Source organism: Gorillibacterium sp. CAU 1737, assembly GCF_039888655.1.
Lineage (GTDB): Bacteria > Bacillota > Bacilli > Paenibacillales > NBRC-103111 > Gorillibacterium.
On the sequence record NZ_JBDQQO010000005.1, the window covers coordinates 1 to 14,129 of the forward strand.

12 protein-coding genes are annotated in these 14,129 nt (G+C 53.2%); 8 read left to right on the forward strand and 4 right to left on the reverse strand.

Going from position 1 to position 14,129, the window contains the following annotated elements:
• Nucleotides 1-958 precede the first annotated feature (958 nt).
• Entirely contained in the window at nt 959-1,870 is a 912-nt protein-coding gene (locus AAFN83_RS11740) for a helix-turn-helix domain-containing protein (protein WP_347769504.1), read from the reverse strand.
• Between the two features lie 122 nt (nt 1,871-1,992).
• On the opposite strand from AAFN83_RS11740, the gene AAFN83_RS11745 reads away from it, so the two are divergent.
• The 5 genes from AAFN83_RS11745 (at nt 1,993) to AAFN83_RS11765 (ending at nt 5,289) form a co-directional block, all read left to right on the forward strand.
• The gene (locus AAFN83_RS11745) at nt 1,993-2,481 is read left to right on the forward strand and encodes a GNAT family N-acetyltransferase (protein WP_347769506.1); all 489 of its coding nucleotides are present in this window, start codon (nt 1,993-1,995) and stop codon (nt 2,479-2,481) included.
• Nucleotides 2,482-2,570: 89 nt separating this feature from the next.
• The gene (locus tag AAFN83_RS11750; protein WP_347769508.1) at nt 2,571-3,095 is read left to right on the forward strand and encodes an SMI1/KNR4 family protein; all 525 of its coding nucleotides are present in this window, start codon (nt 2,571-2,573) and stop codon (nt 3,093-3,095) included.
• A gap of 170 nt (nt 3,096-3,265) precedes the next feature.
• Nucleotides 3,266-4,084, forward strand: coding sequence for an oxidoreductase (locus tag AAFN83_RS11755; protein ID WP_347769510.1), 819 nt, complete (start codon nt 3,266-3,268; stop codon nt 4,082-4,084).
• Between the two features lie 41 nt (nt 4,085-4,125).
• Nucleotides 4,126-4,530: a hypothetical protein gene (locus AAFN83_RS11760; RefSeq protein WP_347769512.1), complete on the forward strand. Its 405-nt coding sequence runs from the start codon at nt 4,126-4,128 to the stop codon at nt 4,528-4,530.
• A gap of 72 nt (nt 4,531-4,602) precedes the next feature.
• Nucleotides 4,603-5,289, forward strand: coding sequence for a TetR/AcrR family transcriptional regulator (locus tag AAFN83_RS11765; protein ID WP_347769514.1), 687 nt, complete (start codon nt 4,603-4,605; stop codon nt 5,287-5,289).
• Between the two features lie 57 nt (nt 5,290-5,346).
• Here AAFN83_RS11765 and AAFN83_RS11770 read toward each other — a convergent pair whose 3' ends face one another.
• The gene (locus AAFN83_RS11770) at nt 5,347-7,782 is read right to left on the reverse strand and encodes a glycoside hydrolase family 94 protein (RefSeq protein WP_347769516.1); all 2,436 of its coding nucleotides are present in this window, start codon (nt 7,780-7,782) and stop codon (nt 5,347-5,349) included.
• Between the two features lie 161 nt (nt 7,783-7,943).
• On the reverse strand, nt 7,944-9,005 hold the full coding sequence (locus AAFN83_RS11775) for a LacI family DNA-binding transcriptional regulator (RefSeq protein ID WP_347769518.1): 1,062 nt from the start codon (nt 9,003-9,005) through the stop codon (nt 7,944-7,946).
• A 355-nt stretch (nt 9,006-9,360) separates the two neighbouring features.
• Here AAFN83_RS11775 and AAFN83_RS11780 point away from each other — a divergent pair, with 355 nt between their 5' ends.
• The 3 genes from AAFN83_RS11780 (at nt 9,361) to AAFN83_RS11790 (ending at nt 12,511) form a co-directional block, all read left to right on the forward strand.
• A complete protein-coding gene (locus AAFN83_RS11780; RefSeq protein WP_347769520.1) occupies nt 9,361-10,512 on the forward strand; it encodes a metallophosphoesterase in 1,152 nt (383 codons plus the stop codon).
• A 359-nt stretch (nt 10,513-10,871) separates the two neighbouring features.
• Nucleotides 10,872-11,711, forward strand: a complete 840-nt coding sequence (locus AAFN83_RS11785) for an ABC transporter ATP-binding protein (protein ID WP_347769522.1) — start codon at nt 10,872-10,874, stop codon at nt 11,709-11,711.
• Complete coding sequence (locus tag AAFN83_RS11790) at nt 11,693-12,511, forward strand: hypothetical protein (protein WP_347769523.1); 819 nt, start codon at nt 11,693-11,695, stop codon at nt 12,509-12,511. Before AAFN83_RS11785 ends, AAFN83_RS11790 begins: the two co-directional genes overlap by 19 nt.
• 71 nt (nt 12,512-12,582) lie before the next feature.
• On the opposite strand, the gene AAFN83_RS11795 is transcribed toward AAFN83_RS11790, so the two are convergent.
• Nucleotides 12,583-14,118, reverse strand: coding sequence for a glycosyltransferase family 4 protein (locus tag AAFN83_RS11795; RefSeq protein ID WP_347769525.1), 1,536 nt, complete (start codon nt 14,116-14,118; stop codon nt 12,583-12,585).
• Nucleotides 14,119-14,129 lie beyond the last annotated feature (11 nt).

A 14,129-nucleotide genomic window follows, 5' to 3' on the forward strand; every position in this document is an offset into this window, starting at 1 on the left:
TCCGTACGGAGTGCGTGGATTGAAATATTTTTGCGCGTTGTCATGTTGGATCTCCTCCAGTCGCACTCCGTACGGAGTGCGTGGATTGAAATGTCTTCGCCCGTGCGGGAATCGTCAAGAATGCGCAGTCGCACTCCGTACGGAGTGCGTGGATTGAAATAGTGGTAAGCGCCACTATGGCGATCCCGGTAACGAGTCGCACTCCGTACGGAGTGCGTGGATTGAAATCACTTAGGACAAGCCTATGATACAGAAAGGAACAGTCGCACTCCGTATGGAGTGCGTGGATTGAAATGACACGCGCCGCGCATTGGGGGTACTCACCTCCGTCGCATTCCGTATGGAGTGCGTGGATTGAAATGATGGACAGTTCGAACGGCTGCCCGGCCCATCGGCGTCGCACTCCGTATGGAGTGCGTGGATTGAAATAAAATTGCAAGTAGCGCCTTGAAAAAGGCGGACAAGTCGCACTCCGTATGGAGTGCGTGGATTGAAATAAGACGTCTGATAGGAAATACACCTGGAAGCTGGAAGTCGCACTCCGTATGGAGTGCGTGGATTGAAATCCCGAGTCGGCAGCGGAAACGAAACGGGCTGAGAAGTCGCACTCCGTATGGAGTGCGTGGACTGAAATATTAACGGGATTATCGAGCGGACGTTTGTCCATGTCGCACTCCGTACGGAGTGGTGGTTTAAGCCCCATGGGCATTTATCTCTTGGAAAGGCGGTGTACTCATCATGGGAAAGATTCGAGTAAGAATTCCCCGGGTTCTCCGTCGAAGCTTGCTTCGATAGGCTGTACCAGGCGCACCAATGGGTAGAGGCTCACGGTAGCATAGACGGAACGATTCACCGCTATCTGATTGTGGCGCAAAAGCAGACCAATCGTTAAGCTATACTAAATATCAAATCGTTCAACAGGCTGACCTCTAAGGAAGAGGAATCGGCCTGTTTTTTTTCAAGTCATTCCTCTCCGATTGCCGCTTTTCATTCTTTTCCTATATTCATTCGGGGTAACGCCCTGGCTCTTTTTGAAGGTTTGAATGAAGTGATTGGCATGATTGAATCCAACGCGGGTCGCAATATCGGTAACGGCTAAGCCCGTCGTGCTCAACAGATCCTTGCTTCGTTTGATTCGGTACTCCATTAGATACTTATAGGGTGTGGTATGAACCGTTTTTGTAAAACATCTCCCGCATTCTGCCACACTGATTGCCGCTGCTTTTGCTATGTCTGCTAATGAAATCGACTCCGAGTAGTGTTGGTGGATGTAACCAAGTAGCCGTTGAATGCGTTCTTGCTGCTGGACCATCGCCTTATGGTGCCCGCTGGGGTTCAATAAAGCAACATGTCGGATCAACAAAAGCCATATGCGAGTGATCGAACATGCCACTTCGTACTGCCACCCGAAGGGTTTTTCCCCGTCCTGAAATTGTTTTAAGTGCCACAACCCCTGCAAAAGATCTGCCTGCCAACTTACGTTGGGGGAAAGGATCTTTGCTGGAAAAACAAACCCGTCCATATAGGGCTGAACGTGATCGCGTTCCATACGGCTTCCAGGGAAAAAGCAAAGGAGGCTCTCGGGGAAGTTAAAGCTTACATAGGTCCCGTCCTCCGGCAGTTCCGTAGTGACATGAAGTACTCCTTTGTTGATAAAGATCGCTTCTCCTGAGTGAAGGTGATGATCCTCCCCATTGATTTGGATGGTGATCCGGCCGCTCGTGACCAAAGTAAACTGCAGCTCTTCATGCCAGTGTAAATCCTGGAATCCCCTTCCGTGAGGGGTGCAGGTCCATCGGGATACCGTGTACATTTGGATTGGGAAATGCATGTCCGGATAACGATTGCTTTCGTGTAATTCCTTGTTCATGAGGCCCTCCAAACCTGATGATATATCCATATTATCTGACAATATCGGTGCACTTTACTCTACTACTCGATGATATTGTTATAGTGCAGGTTAAAGAAAAAATCAAACCGAGGAGAACGGACATGACGATTGCTTTTCGATCCTATCAAGCGGATGATGCGAGGCGTTTGAGAGAAATATGGAATGAGGTTCTGCTAGAGGGTATGGCCTTTCCCGGAGAAGTGTTGTATGAGGAGAAGGAGTTTGAAAAGATGCTGGCGGAGCAGTCCGCTGTTACTTGTCTTTTGGTTGAGAATGAAGTGGCGGGATTTTACATCTTACATCCGAACAATATCGGTCGGTGCAGCCATGTGGCAAATGCCAGTTACGCCATCTCCAAACAATACAGGGGCCGGAAACTGGCGGAGCCGCTGGTGAGTAAATCGATTGAGCAAGCGAAAGAGTTGGGATTTCGCGGAATGCAATTCAATGCCGTTGTCGCAGGGAATACGGCGACCGTTCACACCTATCAAAAGACAGGGTTTGAGATCGTCGGGACGATTCCCGGTGGCTTTCGCTTAAAGAATGGGCTATATTCAGATATGTACATCCTGTATCTTTCTTTCAAATAAAGGAAAGTGAGTTTTGCTCCCATTTCTTTGTCTCAAGTGAAGGCATCAACCCGAACGTTCCCATCTACTATGTCGAAGGAGAACTTATCATGACGACCATAGCCCAACAATTGTGGCAGCGAATCGTTGAAAAAGGAAGTGCGGAACATCCCGACTTTCGAGAAAAGCTTAATGTGCAGCCCGGTGCTACGAAGGAAGAGCTGGAGGAGTTGGAGAAGCATCTGGGGGTAGAGCTTCCCGGAGAACTCAAGGATTTCTACACAGTGCACAATGGACAAGAGTGGGATCTGGGCAGCACATGCTTTCTCCGAAACTTGACGCTTTCTCCCATTCAACAAGTGATGGAAGACTGGGAGTTCTTGAATGAGGAGTTTGAACCGGATGACATGGAGGTTGAGAAGATTGCCCCGCAGGTGAAGCCTCTCCTGTGGAACCCCAAGTGGATTCCGATCGCGGGCAATGGAGGAGGAGACCATCTCTGCATCGACACGGATCCGACCGAGTCCGGCAGGTTTGGGCAAGTGCTCATGTTTTATCATGATTGGGGCTATCGGGTACCGGAAGCCTCCGGTTTGTTTGAATTTGTGGAGCTGTGCCTGAAGGAAGAGGACTAGAACCCAAGCAAACCCACCACAATAACACCTTTAAGTGCATGATCCCCGCGTAGAACACGGGGGAATCCTTGAAGGTGTTTTTTTTGTTGGAGCCAAATGGAATTGACAACTGACTTTGGGTCAATTATAATTGACTCAAAGTCAAATAAGAATCAAACGGAGGTTATATGATGAGTAAAAAGGTTGCGTTGATTACAGGGGCATCATCCGGCATTGGGAAGGAAGCAGCAATCGAGTTAATGAACAAGGGGTTTACCGTTTATGCGGCTGCTCGGCGTATCGATAAAATGCGGGACCTTGCGGCCAAAGGAATCCATCCTATTTCACTGGATGTAACCGATGATGAATCCATGATGCATGGTGTGGATGAAATTTTGAAGAAGGAGGGACGAATTGACATCCTGGTCAATAACGCAGGCTACGGTTCTTATGGAGCGGTTGAGGATGTTCCGATGGATGAAGCCCGGCGTCAGATGGAAGTGAATGTATTCGGACTGGCCAGAATGATTCAGCTTGTGGTACCCCACATGAGAAAGAACAAATTCGGAAAAATCGTGAACGTCTCTTCGATGGGCGGGAAAATTTGGACGAACTTTGGCGGGTGGTACCATGCAACCAAGTTTGCGGTTGAAGGCCTTTCGGATTGCCTTCGTTTGGAGTTGGAACCGTTTGGCATTGATGTCATTGTCGTAGAGCCGGGTGGAATTAAGACGGATTGGGGAATCATTGCCGCGGAACAGCTTAAGAAAGTTTCTGCAAAAGGCCCGTATGCTCAGGCCGCCAGCAAGACAGCCGAAGGCATGATTAAAAATTATACAGGCAATCAATTGTCAAAGCCGGAGCTCATTGCGCGCACGATTGGCAAGGCGGTAACCGTGAGAAAACCCAAGACTCGCTACCTTGTCGGCTTTATGGCAAAGCCGATGGTGTTCATGAAGAACGTTTTTGGAGATCGCGCTTTCGACAGAATCATCAAAAGGTTTGGCTAACCATCTGCGACAATAAAAGATGCGTGGGAAGGATGATCATGATGGCAGCATTTGATTCTCAATTGCCGAAAACAACGACTTATTGGGTGGAGGAAGGCATCTTTTTCATCAAGCATACGAATTTTTTCATCACCATGGAGGAAGCTAAAGCCATTGGGGAACTGCTCAAAGAAGCACACAGGGACAAGGGGACTCATGCCGTCGTCATTCATAACCGGGAAGCAAGAGGGGCTTGGACCCAGGAAGTGAACAAGGTCTGGATGGAGGTTTCGGCTGAAATCAGCAGGGAGCATGGGGAACATCTGAAGAAGGTCGCTACCTTAACAAGCGACACCATCGCTGCGATGCAGATCAACCGACTTTCCCGAAGCAATGGAGCGGAGACCTTCTCCAGAGCGTTTTGCAGCGATTTTAATGAGGAAGTCAGGGCCTTCCTGCTCGTATAGACACCATGTGATGCTTATTTTGACTCCAGATCGATTAGGGCTTAAAATGGATCGAAATGGAGTGATGAGAGTATGGCAAAGCGTGCAATGACTCCTGAAGCCAAAGCCCTGAAAGCCCAGGCCATTCTGGATAAAGCAGCCGAACTGTTTCTTGCATTCGAGTATGAAAAAATTAAAATGTCCGATATTGCCAAACAGATGGGCATGTCCAACGGAATATTATTTGTTTACTTCAAGACAAAAGAAGCGTTGTTCTTTAGCCTGCTGTGCCGTGAATATGAGGCAAGGCTTGCACGAATGACGGAAATGGCGAACGAATCCCCCATCCGGGACTTCGATGACTTCAAGAATCTTGTTATGAATGAGCTTACTGGACTTGTAGATTCAAACCCTTTGTACATTAAGCTGGAATCCATGCGTACGGCCATTTTTGAACGAAATGTTGATGCAGAGACCATGTTAAATCAGAAAATGAATCTGTACAAGTTAATGGCGGAGCCGGTGTCCATTATTTGTCAATATGGTGCTGTAACGGAGGAAGATGTGATGGATATCCTCCAGGCGGAGGCCTCCATTATAACCGGCTGTAAATTATCGGCGACCTTGCCGGCGGATGTCATTGAAATCATCGATTCGAATAAGCTGGATGGGTTCAAACGAGATTTCAAGGCAGATGTTCTCAAGACCATGCGCTGCTATTTGGACGGCTATTGTAAAAATTATAAGGTGTCCACTGAAGAAGGTACCGCCAAGCCCTAACCAACACAAAAATACCCGGGCAGGAGAATCCTGCTCGGGTATTTTCTTGGATCTGGATTAACCGAGGACTACTTCGACTTCGTGCGTCTTGCCGTCGCCGACAACCGGGATCACTTGGCCGGTGATTTCTTGGCCGTCCAGGGTCAGCTTGGCCACGCCCTTCGAGACATGGTTCGGGTTCGTAATCTTAATGCGGTACGTGTCGCCGCGGAAGACGCGGGTGATCGTGTAGCTGTCCCAATCCTTCGGAATGCAAGGATCGACCTTCAGCCCGTCGAAGTCCGGCTTGATGCCGAGGATTGCTTGGGTGATGGCGACGAAGTTCCAGGATGCCGTACCGGTCAGCCAGGAGTTCTTGGCTTCCCCGTGACGAACGGCATCGCGGCCTGCGATCATTTGCGAGTAGACATACGGCTCCATGCGGTGCAGGTCGCTGATATCTTCGCGGTAGGCCGGAGCAATGCGGCTGTATACCTCGAACGCGCGGTCGCCGCGGCCGATTTCGGCTTCGGCGATCATGATCCACGGGTTGTTGTGGCAGAAGATCCCGGCATTCTCCTTGTAGCCCGGAGGGTAGGAGGAGATTTCGCCCAGGTTGATGTAGTACTTGGAGTAAGGCGGCTGTTGCAGCACGATCCCGTGCTTCGTCTCCAGCTTCTCGATAACGGAATCGAGGGCCTTCTCGGCGTCGCCGGATTCTACCCCAATGCCTGCCATGACGCACATGCCTTGCGGCTCGATGAAAATTTGGCCTTCTTCGCATTCCTTCGACCCGATCTTGTCGCCGAAGTGGTCATAGGCGCGGAGGAACCAGTCTCCGTCGAAGCCATGCTTCATCGTCGTTTCCTTCATGCCTTGGATAAGGGCCTCGGCTTCAGCCGCTTCCTTCTCCAAGCCGCGACGACGGCAGATTTCCACATAGTCCGGACCTACGAAGACGAACAGACCGGCGATGAAGACGGATTCAGCAACCTTGCCTTCGATGTTCTCCGTCGTTTGGAACGATTCGCCCGGCGTGTTGGAGAAGCAGTTCAGGTTCAAGCAGTCGTTCCAGTCGGCGCGGCCGATAAGCGGCAGCCCGTGCGGACCGAGGTTGTTCGGCACGTGGTAGAAGGAGCGCTTCAAGTGCTCGAAGAGCGAAGCGGAGTTGTTCGTGTCGTTATCGAACGGAACGTCTTCATCCAGGATGCTGAAGTCGCCGGTTTCTTTCACGTAAGCCGCGGTGCCGCTGATCAGCCACAACGGATCGTCATTGAAGCCGATGCCGACTTCGGTGTTGCCGCGTTTCGTGAGCGGTTGGTATTGGTGATAAGCGCTGCCGTCCTCGAATTGAGTGGACGCGATATCGATGATCCGTTCGCGGGCACGTTCCGGGATTTGGTGCACGAAGCCGAGCAAGTCTTGGTTGGAGTCGCGGAAGCCCATACCGCGGCCGATGCCGGATTCGAAGTAGGAAGCCGAACGGGACATGTTGAACGTAACCATACATTGATACGGGTTCCAGATGTTGACCATGCGGCCAAGCTTCTCGTCGCCCGTCTCGATCATGTACTTGGACAGGAGGTTGTTCCAGTAAGCAGCGAGCTCAGCCAGTGCAGCGTCGACTTGCGCCGGCTCGGAGAACTTGGCGATCATGGCTTCGGCGCGGGTCTTGTTGATGACGTCGAGCGCTTCCCATTTCTCTTCTTGTGGATTCTCCACATAGCCGAGAACGAAGACGAGGGTTTGCTCTTCGCCTGGTTCCAGATCCAGCTTCAGGTGGTGCGAAGCGATCGGGGACCAGCCGCTGGCTACCGAGTTCGAAGGCTCGCCCTTGGCCACGACTTGCGGGTTATCCAACCCGTTGTAGAGGCCGAGGAAGGACTCGCGGTCGGTGTCAAAGCCGTCGATGGCGCGGTTAACCGAGTAGAAGGAATAGTGGTCGCGACGTTCGCGGTATTCGGTTTTGTGGTAGATGACGGAATCCTTGATCTCCACTTCGCCGATGCTCAGGTTGCGTTGGAAGTTCGTCATGTCGTCTTGTGCGTTCCACAGACAGAACTCCACGAACGAGAACAGCTTCACGCTCTTCTTCTTGTCCGTTGTGTTCTTCACGGTAACCTTGTAGACTTCACCGGTGTAGTTCAGCGGAATGAAAGCGAGCTGGTTGACGCGTACGCCGTTCCGTTCACCCGTGATGGAGGTATAGCCGAGGCCGTGGCGGCACTCGTAGAAATCGAGGTCGCGCTTCACCGGCATCCAGCCTGGGGTCCAGAAGTCGCCTTCATCATGCACGTAGAAGTAGCGACCGCCGTTGTCTACCGGGATGTTGTTGTAGCGGTAGCGGGTAAGGCGGCGCATCCGGGCGTCACGATAGAAGCAGTAGCCGCCGGACGTATTGGAGATCAGTCCGAAAAAGTTTTCGTTGCCCAAGTAGTTAATCCAGGGATAAGGCGTTTGCGGGGTTGTGATGACATACTCCTTGTGGGCATCATCAAAATGTCCGAATTTCAATGAATTCAACTCCTCTCAAAGTTAGGAAAAGCAGGCTTGCTATAAACGCGCGTTCACAGCGCGTCAAATGAACCCCGAGACGGGGCATTTGCAGGGTAGTGCGGCCTCCATACGGAAACAGAGGCCGAGGCAGGGTTGCCATAGTTTGCCCGACGATCCCTCTAGTGATCCTGCGCTTTCTGGCTGCAGGAACCGCGGACGATCAGCTCGGTCGGGAGGCTCACGGCGTTAAAAGCGTCATTGGGCCTTCGGCACATGGCGACGATAGTCTCCGCAGCCTTCTGAGACATCTCCGCGATGGGAAGGCGAACGGAGGTGAGCGCCGGCGTCAGCCGGGATGCGATCGTCGAATCATCGAAGCCGATGATCGAGACATCCTCGGGAACGTGAAGGCCGAAATCCCGGAAGGCGTCCAGGGCGCCGAGCGCCATCTCGTCATTGGCGCTGAAGAAGGCGGTCGGTCGAGCTCCGCTTGCGAGGAAGGCAGAGATGGCCTCATACGAGGGCTTGCGCCGGAAATCGCCGTCGATGACGAGCTCCTCCCGGTAGGGGATGCCATGCTCCTTGAGCGTATTCTCGTAAGCGCGGTGTCTCTCGCGGCCGGAATAGGTGTTGAGCCGGCCGCTGATGAAGGCGATGTCGCGGTGACCGAGCCCGATCAGGTAGCGCACGGCTTCGCAGCTTCCCGCGAAGTCCCGCGAGTTGATCACGGAGACGGTGTTGTCGTCCATATGATGCAGGGCAAGCTCCGCCGGATCGTAGTCGATCAGGACGAGCGGCTCTCCGAGCTGGACGATGCTGCGAATCTCTTCGAGGTTCTTCTGAGTGCCGACGATGACGCCTCCGTCGACCCGCTTCTGCGAGAACGCCTGGCGGATCTTCTGGAAGTCCTCCTCCGAGTAGACCGTGTGGATGAGCACGTAGTAGCCGAGCGCATTGGCCGTGTCGACCAGCGCATCCACGAACGGGGCAAAGTAGCTGTTCTGGTAAATTCGATTGCTGCGGGATGATCCTTCGGCAGTGCTGATGACGAAGAGGCCGATGGTGTCGGTTCCTTTGCCGGCGAGAACACGGGCATTGGTGTTGGGCTCGTAATGATGCTCCTCGATGACCTTCATGACCTTTCGCCGCGTCTCCTCCGGAACGTTGGGGTACTGGTTGATGACGCGGGACACGGTGCTGCGGGAAACTCCCGCCAACCGGGCGATATCTTCACTGCGCATAGTGGACTCCTCTTGTAAACGCGTGTTCACAACCCATTGTAGGGCATTTTCAACGGTTTGGCAATGAAAAGAAAGCGCACTCAAATGCCCGGAATTCATCCCGTGTGGTTCCTCTCCACTTTCTCGAAGAACTCCTGCCCAGAAAGGTCGTTTCGGCGGGAGGTGAGTCTCCATGATTTTCGGATAGCTTCTTGGTATAATCGGGAGATACGTACATGAGCCTGTTTGAAGCACGCTCTAGTAGCTCATCCACTCTCATTGTGTGCTTACAACGGGTATTCCGGGTTGCGCGTCGTTAGGTTGAAAGGATACAGAAAGAGTTGATGAGCTACCACTTGGAAAAGAGGTCCTGAATATGAAACTGCGCATGCTGTTGATCGGCGTTCTTTTTGTTGGGCTGTATGGGGTTCTTACTTACTATGTTGGCTGGAACGGCCTAGTTTTTGTCGATGCTTTGGGAGGGTCGGTTAACGGCTGGATTTATTGGCCGGTGCTGATTGTCTTGAGCCTGGCTTACCTGGTGGGCCGCTCCCCCTATGCTCAGGGAAGAATCACCCGAATCTTGAAGGTGGTGGGCTCGTATTATTTCGGGCTGTTTGAATACTTGCTGATTCTGCTTCCTCTTACGAATCTGATCGTCTGGATCAGTATAAAGGCGGGAGCCGACCGGATTCCCCTCCTTCAAGGGGCAGGCTGGATCTTGACGGCAATTCTTGTTCTGATCATGCTTTATGGCTCGTGGAATGCGTGGTCGCCTGTCGTCCGCTCGTATGAGCTCGAGATCGACAAGCCCATCGGCGATCGAAACGAGCTCACCGTTGCGATGGCGTCCGACATCCACCTGGGCAACATCGTCGGCAATCGCCACTTGGGGCGGCTGGTGCAGCGCATGAATGCACTCGAGCCGGATGTGGTGCTCCTGCCGGGAGATGTGCTCGATGAGGACATCGAGCCGTTCATTCGTAACAGCATGGCCGATACCCTGAAAAAGCTAAAAGCGACATACGGCGTGTACGCCTCGCTGGGAAACCATGAGTATTACGGGGGGCACATTGAGGATTATGTGAGCCGGATGAAGGAGATTGGCATTCCAGTCCTGCGCGACGAAACGGTTCTTGTTGCGGATTCCTTCTATGTAGTCGGCCGCAAGGACAAGACAGCCGAGACGATGGAGCCGGGAAGACGGCTGCCTGTGGCCGAGCTGTTGTCCGGCCTCGACCCTAGCAAGCTGATTCTGCTGATGGACCATCAGCCGTACAAGTTCGCGGAAGCGGCGGCAGCCGGGGCAGACCTGCTCGTCTGCGGGCACACCCACCGCGGGCAATTTGCTCCAAATCATTGGATTACCCGCCGATTGTTCGAGCTGGACTGGGGCTATATGCGCAAGGAACGCATGCATGTGGCGGTGTCATCCGGCTTTGGAACCTGGGGACCGGCGATCCGCATCGCCAGTCGCTCCGAGCTTCTGGAGTTGAAGCTGGTTTACCGCCCGAAAACGAGGGAGTAGCAGGGGAGAGGGGCTTTGGATGAACGGGATGCATCCGTTCATCGGGGTGATGGATGATCGGAGGCTCTCTATGATCTGCTCATAAGATGTCGTGATGCCGCTGTCCTGTGTAGTCCTGTCACTAAACCGAAAGCCGCCCGTTTACCGGGCGTTTTTTTTGTTGGGCTGCCCGGAGAACGCCAGTCGGAGAGGGTGTCTTGTCAACAAGTCTCCACAGAATTAAGGACAAATCACATTGACGAACCCAAATGATAACGATTATCATTGATAATTAGTACATGAAGATCAGATGAAGGCGGGCAGACGATTTGTCGGCCGACTTTGGATAGAGGGATAGAGAAGATGGGGAGGAACCCGAAATGAACACACTGGAGACAAAAGCGCTCGATATCGCTTATGCGGACCGTCTTATTGTAGAAGGAATGAACCTGTCGGTGCCCGAAGGGAAGATCACCGCGCTCGTTGGGGCGAACGGATCGGGCAAATCGACCCTGCTCAAGACGATGGCGCGCATCCTGAAGCCGCAGCGCGGAGGGGTGTACCTCGACGGTAAGTCAATTCACTCGCAATCGACGGTGGAGGTCGCGAGGCAGCTGGCGATCCTGCCGCAGAATCCAACCGCTCCGGAGGGGCTCACCGTGAGCGAGCTCGTTTCGTTCGGGCGTTTTCCGCACCAGAAGGGCTTTGGCAGCATGTCGCGCAAGGACAAGGAAGCGATCCAGCAGGCGCTCCAGGTCACGGGGATGATGGAGTTTGCTTCCCGGCCGCTCGATGAGCTGTCCGGCGGACAGCGGCAGCGTGCCTGGATCGCCATGGCGATCGCGCAGGAGACGGACATCCTCTTCCTGGATGAGCCGACGACTTATCTCGATATGGCGCACCAGCTGGAAGTCCTCAAGCTGCTGCAAAAGCTGAACGAAGAGGAGAGCCGCACCGTCGTTATGGTGGTGCATGACCTCAACCATGCGACCCGTTATGCGCAGCATGTTGTCGCCATTCGTTCCGGCAAAGTCGTGGCGGAAGGCACGCCCACCGAAGTGGTTACCCAGGACGTGCTTCGCGCGGTCTTCGGGATTGAGGCCGATCTGGTGGCCGACCCGCGCACCGGCGTTCCGCTGTGCCTGCCTTACGAGCTGGCGCATAAGGAAGCTTCGGCTATTCAAGAGAAGGAGATGGAGAAATGGGCAGCGGCACTTTGATTCTCGATTCCGCCATGGTCGCCAAATACAACGTATTTCTGGGCGAACCCGCCGGAGAGGGGCATTTGTATTCCTTCTCGGAATTGACCGAGATGGAAGGGGCGCGCCGCTTTGCCAAAGAATACGCACCTCTTATTCCTTCGCGAACGTTGGATGTAGCGGGGACCTATTGGGCTTCTTGGCTCTCCCGCTTGTGCGGAGCTCTTCAAGAGATGCTCTTGATGCAGAACGCCATTCTGATCTCTTCTTTGGAGTCCTTTGTCCTCAGGCTTAGCGTGGAAGATGGATATCCGAAGATCGCCTTTTACCTAAAGGGCTCGGAGGTGCCGCTCTTGCCAGAAGGAGAGGAGCGTCCCGCAGCGGCGAAGCAGGCGATGGACCGCTTTTACGGGGAAGTCATACGGCCGCTTCTGGAAGCGAGTGCGAAGGCGACAGAAATCCCGGTTCGGACCCTATGGGCAGTGCTTTCGACCAACCTGCGTTATGGACAAGACCAGTTGGAAGGCCGGGAACTGCCAGAGGCGATCCGAGAAAGATTCGAGCATGACTTCGGCTATGTGATGAAGGGGATGCCGGGAGCGGTGGCCGGGCTCACCCGCAACCCGTTTGACCTGAAATTCCGCTATGCGGAGAGTCCCTATAAACCCGGAGAACGTGTGCTCATTCGCTCGACCTGCTGTCTCGCATACAAAACGGACACCGATTACGGCTATTGCTACAATTGTCCCAAGCTAAGTACTGCGGAACGGCAAGCTAAGTTTCAAGAGATTCAGCAGAAGCTTGCTGCCGCTCATGTATAGGGAAAGCCAACTGGTGTCAGCTAAGCATTCTCAGAAACCAAGGGCCGTCCATGAAACGCCGTGTAACTCGACTAGGATTCGCTGATGCCGAGAAGGCCTTTTCGGATCAGCGAATCCACACAGTCCCGACAAGGGCTCCCTTCGTCTGCCGGAATCGCTGCCGGGATCACCGCATTCCTTTTCAAACGATTAAGAAAAGCTCTCTCTTCCTCCAGAAGAGGGACCCGATAATTCCATAGCAAGTCTGTCGAGTGGAAGTAGGAACCGCTGATTTTGCCTGGAAGTGCCAAAAAATAGCTTGGGTTAAGTACCAGCGAGGGATCTGTCAAACTCATGGATGCATAGGGGGAGATCCACTTCCGGTAGTCAGGATCTGACAGGCCTTCGTACCGTGGAAACAAAGACAGCCTTTTCCCCGAAGCATCCCTCTTGCTGAACCGCTCGTCATATCGGCGGCCGAATTCGGTGAGAGAGGCCGTGCTTTTTTGGGTTGTCTGCTTTAGCATTTCCTCGATCATGTGCTGCACGTTTTTTTGATAGGCCGCAATGGAGTAGCTTGCTCTTGCCGTCTGCGCAGCCTGTCGGCCCAATTCCCGTCTGTCGGCTTCCTTCGCGGCCAGTCCGGTTACCGCTGCCAAGGCTTTCGGAAAATGATAGCGAATGCCAAAGTCAGTAACCCAAGTGTCAATCGGAACGCCCGTGCTTGCGGTTATCGAATCCTTCAATCCCCCCCACGCCGTCCCCACGATAGGAACTCCACAGCTCATCGCCTCGATTTGAGCATAGCCAAAATTCTCATCATGATGCAGGGTTAGGTTTAGCAAAATATCCAGTGCATTGTACAGTTCCCGTACTTGATCGCGGCTCGCCCAGTTGAGGTGCACCACCCGATTTTGGTTTGTCGCCAACAAGGCTTGAATGGTTTTCTCCAGCTTGGAGGGCCATATATTGAACTCTTTAAACGGCACAAGGTCCACTTCGCCCACGATCAACAATTTGAATCGCTCATCCACATGGAGATAGGACAGCAGCTCGAACAGCGAGTGAACATTTTTCTCAAGCGAAATTCTGCCGACATATCCGAGTACAATATCCCCTTCCTGAAATCCCAGCTTTGTCCGAATCGTTCGTCTATCCTGCGGGTCCATCGCGGTGAAGAAGCCCGTATCGATTCCATAAGGAATGACTGTGATCTCTGGCTGCTCGCCGTCTGATTGGATCAACTGCTCAGCAATCATCCGATCAGCATGGCTCGAGCACCAGATCCGATCCGTCCGATAGAGACAGCGGATGATTTGCCGCAAGCCGCTGGCTCCTCTTGGGAGATCGCCCATTGCGTTGTAGATGATTTTGCCTGGCCAATCATGGGCTCGTAATTTCTCGATGACTCGTAAGTTGTTTCCTAAGTAGATGTCGATATCGCCACCATGCCTCTGCGTCCAGTCCTGCAAGTGCTGCTCCGACCATTCGAGCATGGAGGGGGAGAGCCTGCGGGTCAAGTGGCGGGGCTTGAGGATTTCCTCCAACTGGTCGAGGAAATGGGAAACGCTCGTCGTAACGGCTCCATGCTGGTTGGGCGATACATCGTCGATCAGGATCGTTGCCATGGGGTATCCCT

Coding starts and splice junctions, on each gene's coding strand:
- AAFN83_RS11740 (WP_347769504.1), bottom strand. CDS start 1,870: ATGAACAAGGAATTACACGAAAGCAATCGTTATCCGGACATGCATTTC.
- AAFN83_RS11745 (WP_347769506.1), top strand. CDS start 1,993: ATGACGATTGCTTTTCGATCCTATCAAGCGGATGATGCGAGGCGTTTG.
- AAFN83_RS11750 (WP_347769508.1), top strand. CDS start 2,571: ATGACGACCATAGCCCAACAATTGTGGCAGCGAATCGTTGAAAAAGGA.
- AAFN83_RS11755 (WP_347769510.1), top strand. CDS start 3,266: ATGAGTAAAAAGGTTGCGTTGATTACAGGGGCATCATCCGGCATTGGG.
- AAFN83_RS11760 (WP_347769512.1), top strand. CDS start 4,126: ATGGCAGCATTTGATTCTCAATTGCCGAAAACAACGACTTATTGGGTG.
- AAFN83_RS11765 (WP_347769514.1), top strand. CDS start 4,603: ATGGCAAAGCGTGCAATGACTCCTGAAGCCAAAGCCCTGAAAGCCCAG.
- AAFN83_RS11775 (WP_347769518.1), bottom strand. CDS start 9,005: ATGCGCAGTGAAGATATCGCCCGGTTGGCGGGAGTTTCCCGCAGCACC.
- AAFN83_RS11780 (WP_347769520.1), top strand. CDS start 9,361: ATGAAACTGCGCATGCTGTTGATCGGCGTTCTTTTTGTTGGGCTGTAT.
- AAFN83_RS11785 (WP_347769522.1), top strand. CDS start 10,872: ATGAACACACTGGAGACAAAAGCGCTCGATATCGCTTATGCGGACCGT.
- AAFN83_RS11790 (WP_347769523.1), top strand. CDS start 11,693: ATGGGCAGCGGCACTTTGATTCTCGATTCCGCCATGGTCGCCAAATAC.
- AAFN83_RS11795 (WP_347769525.1), bottom strand. CDS start 14,118: ATGGCAACGATCCTGATCGACGATGTATCGCCCAACCAGCATGGAGCC.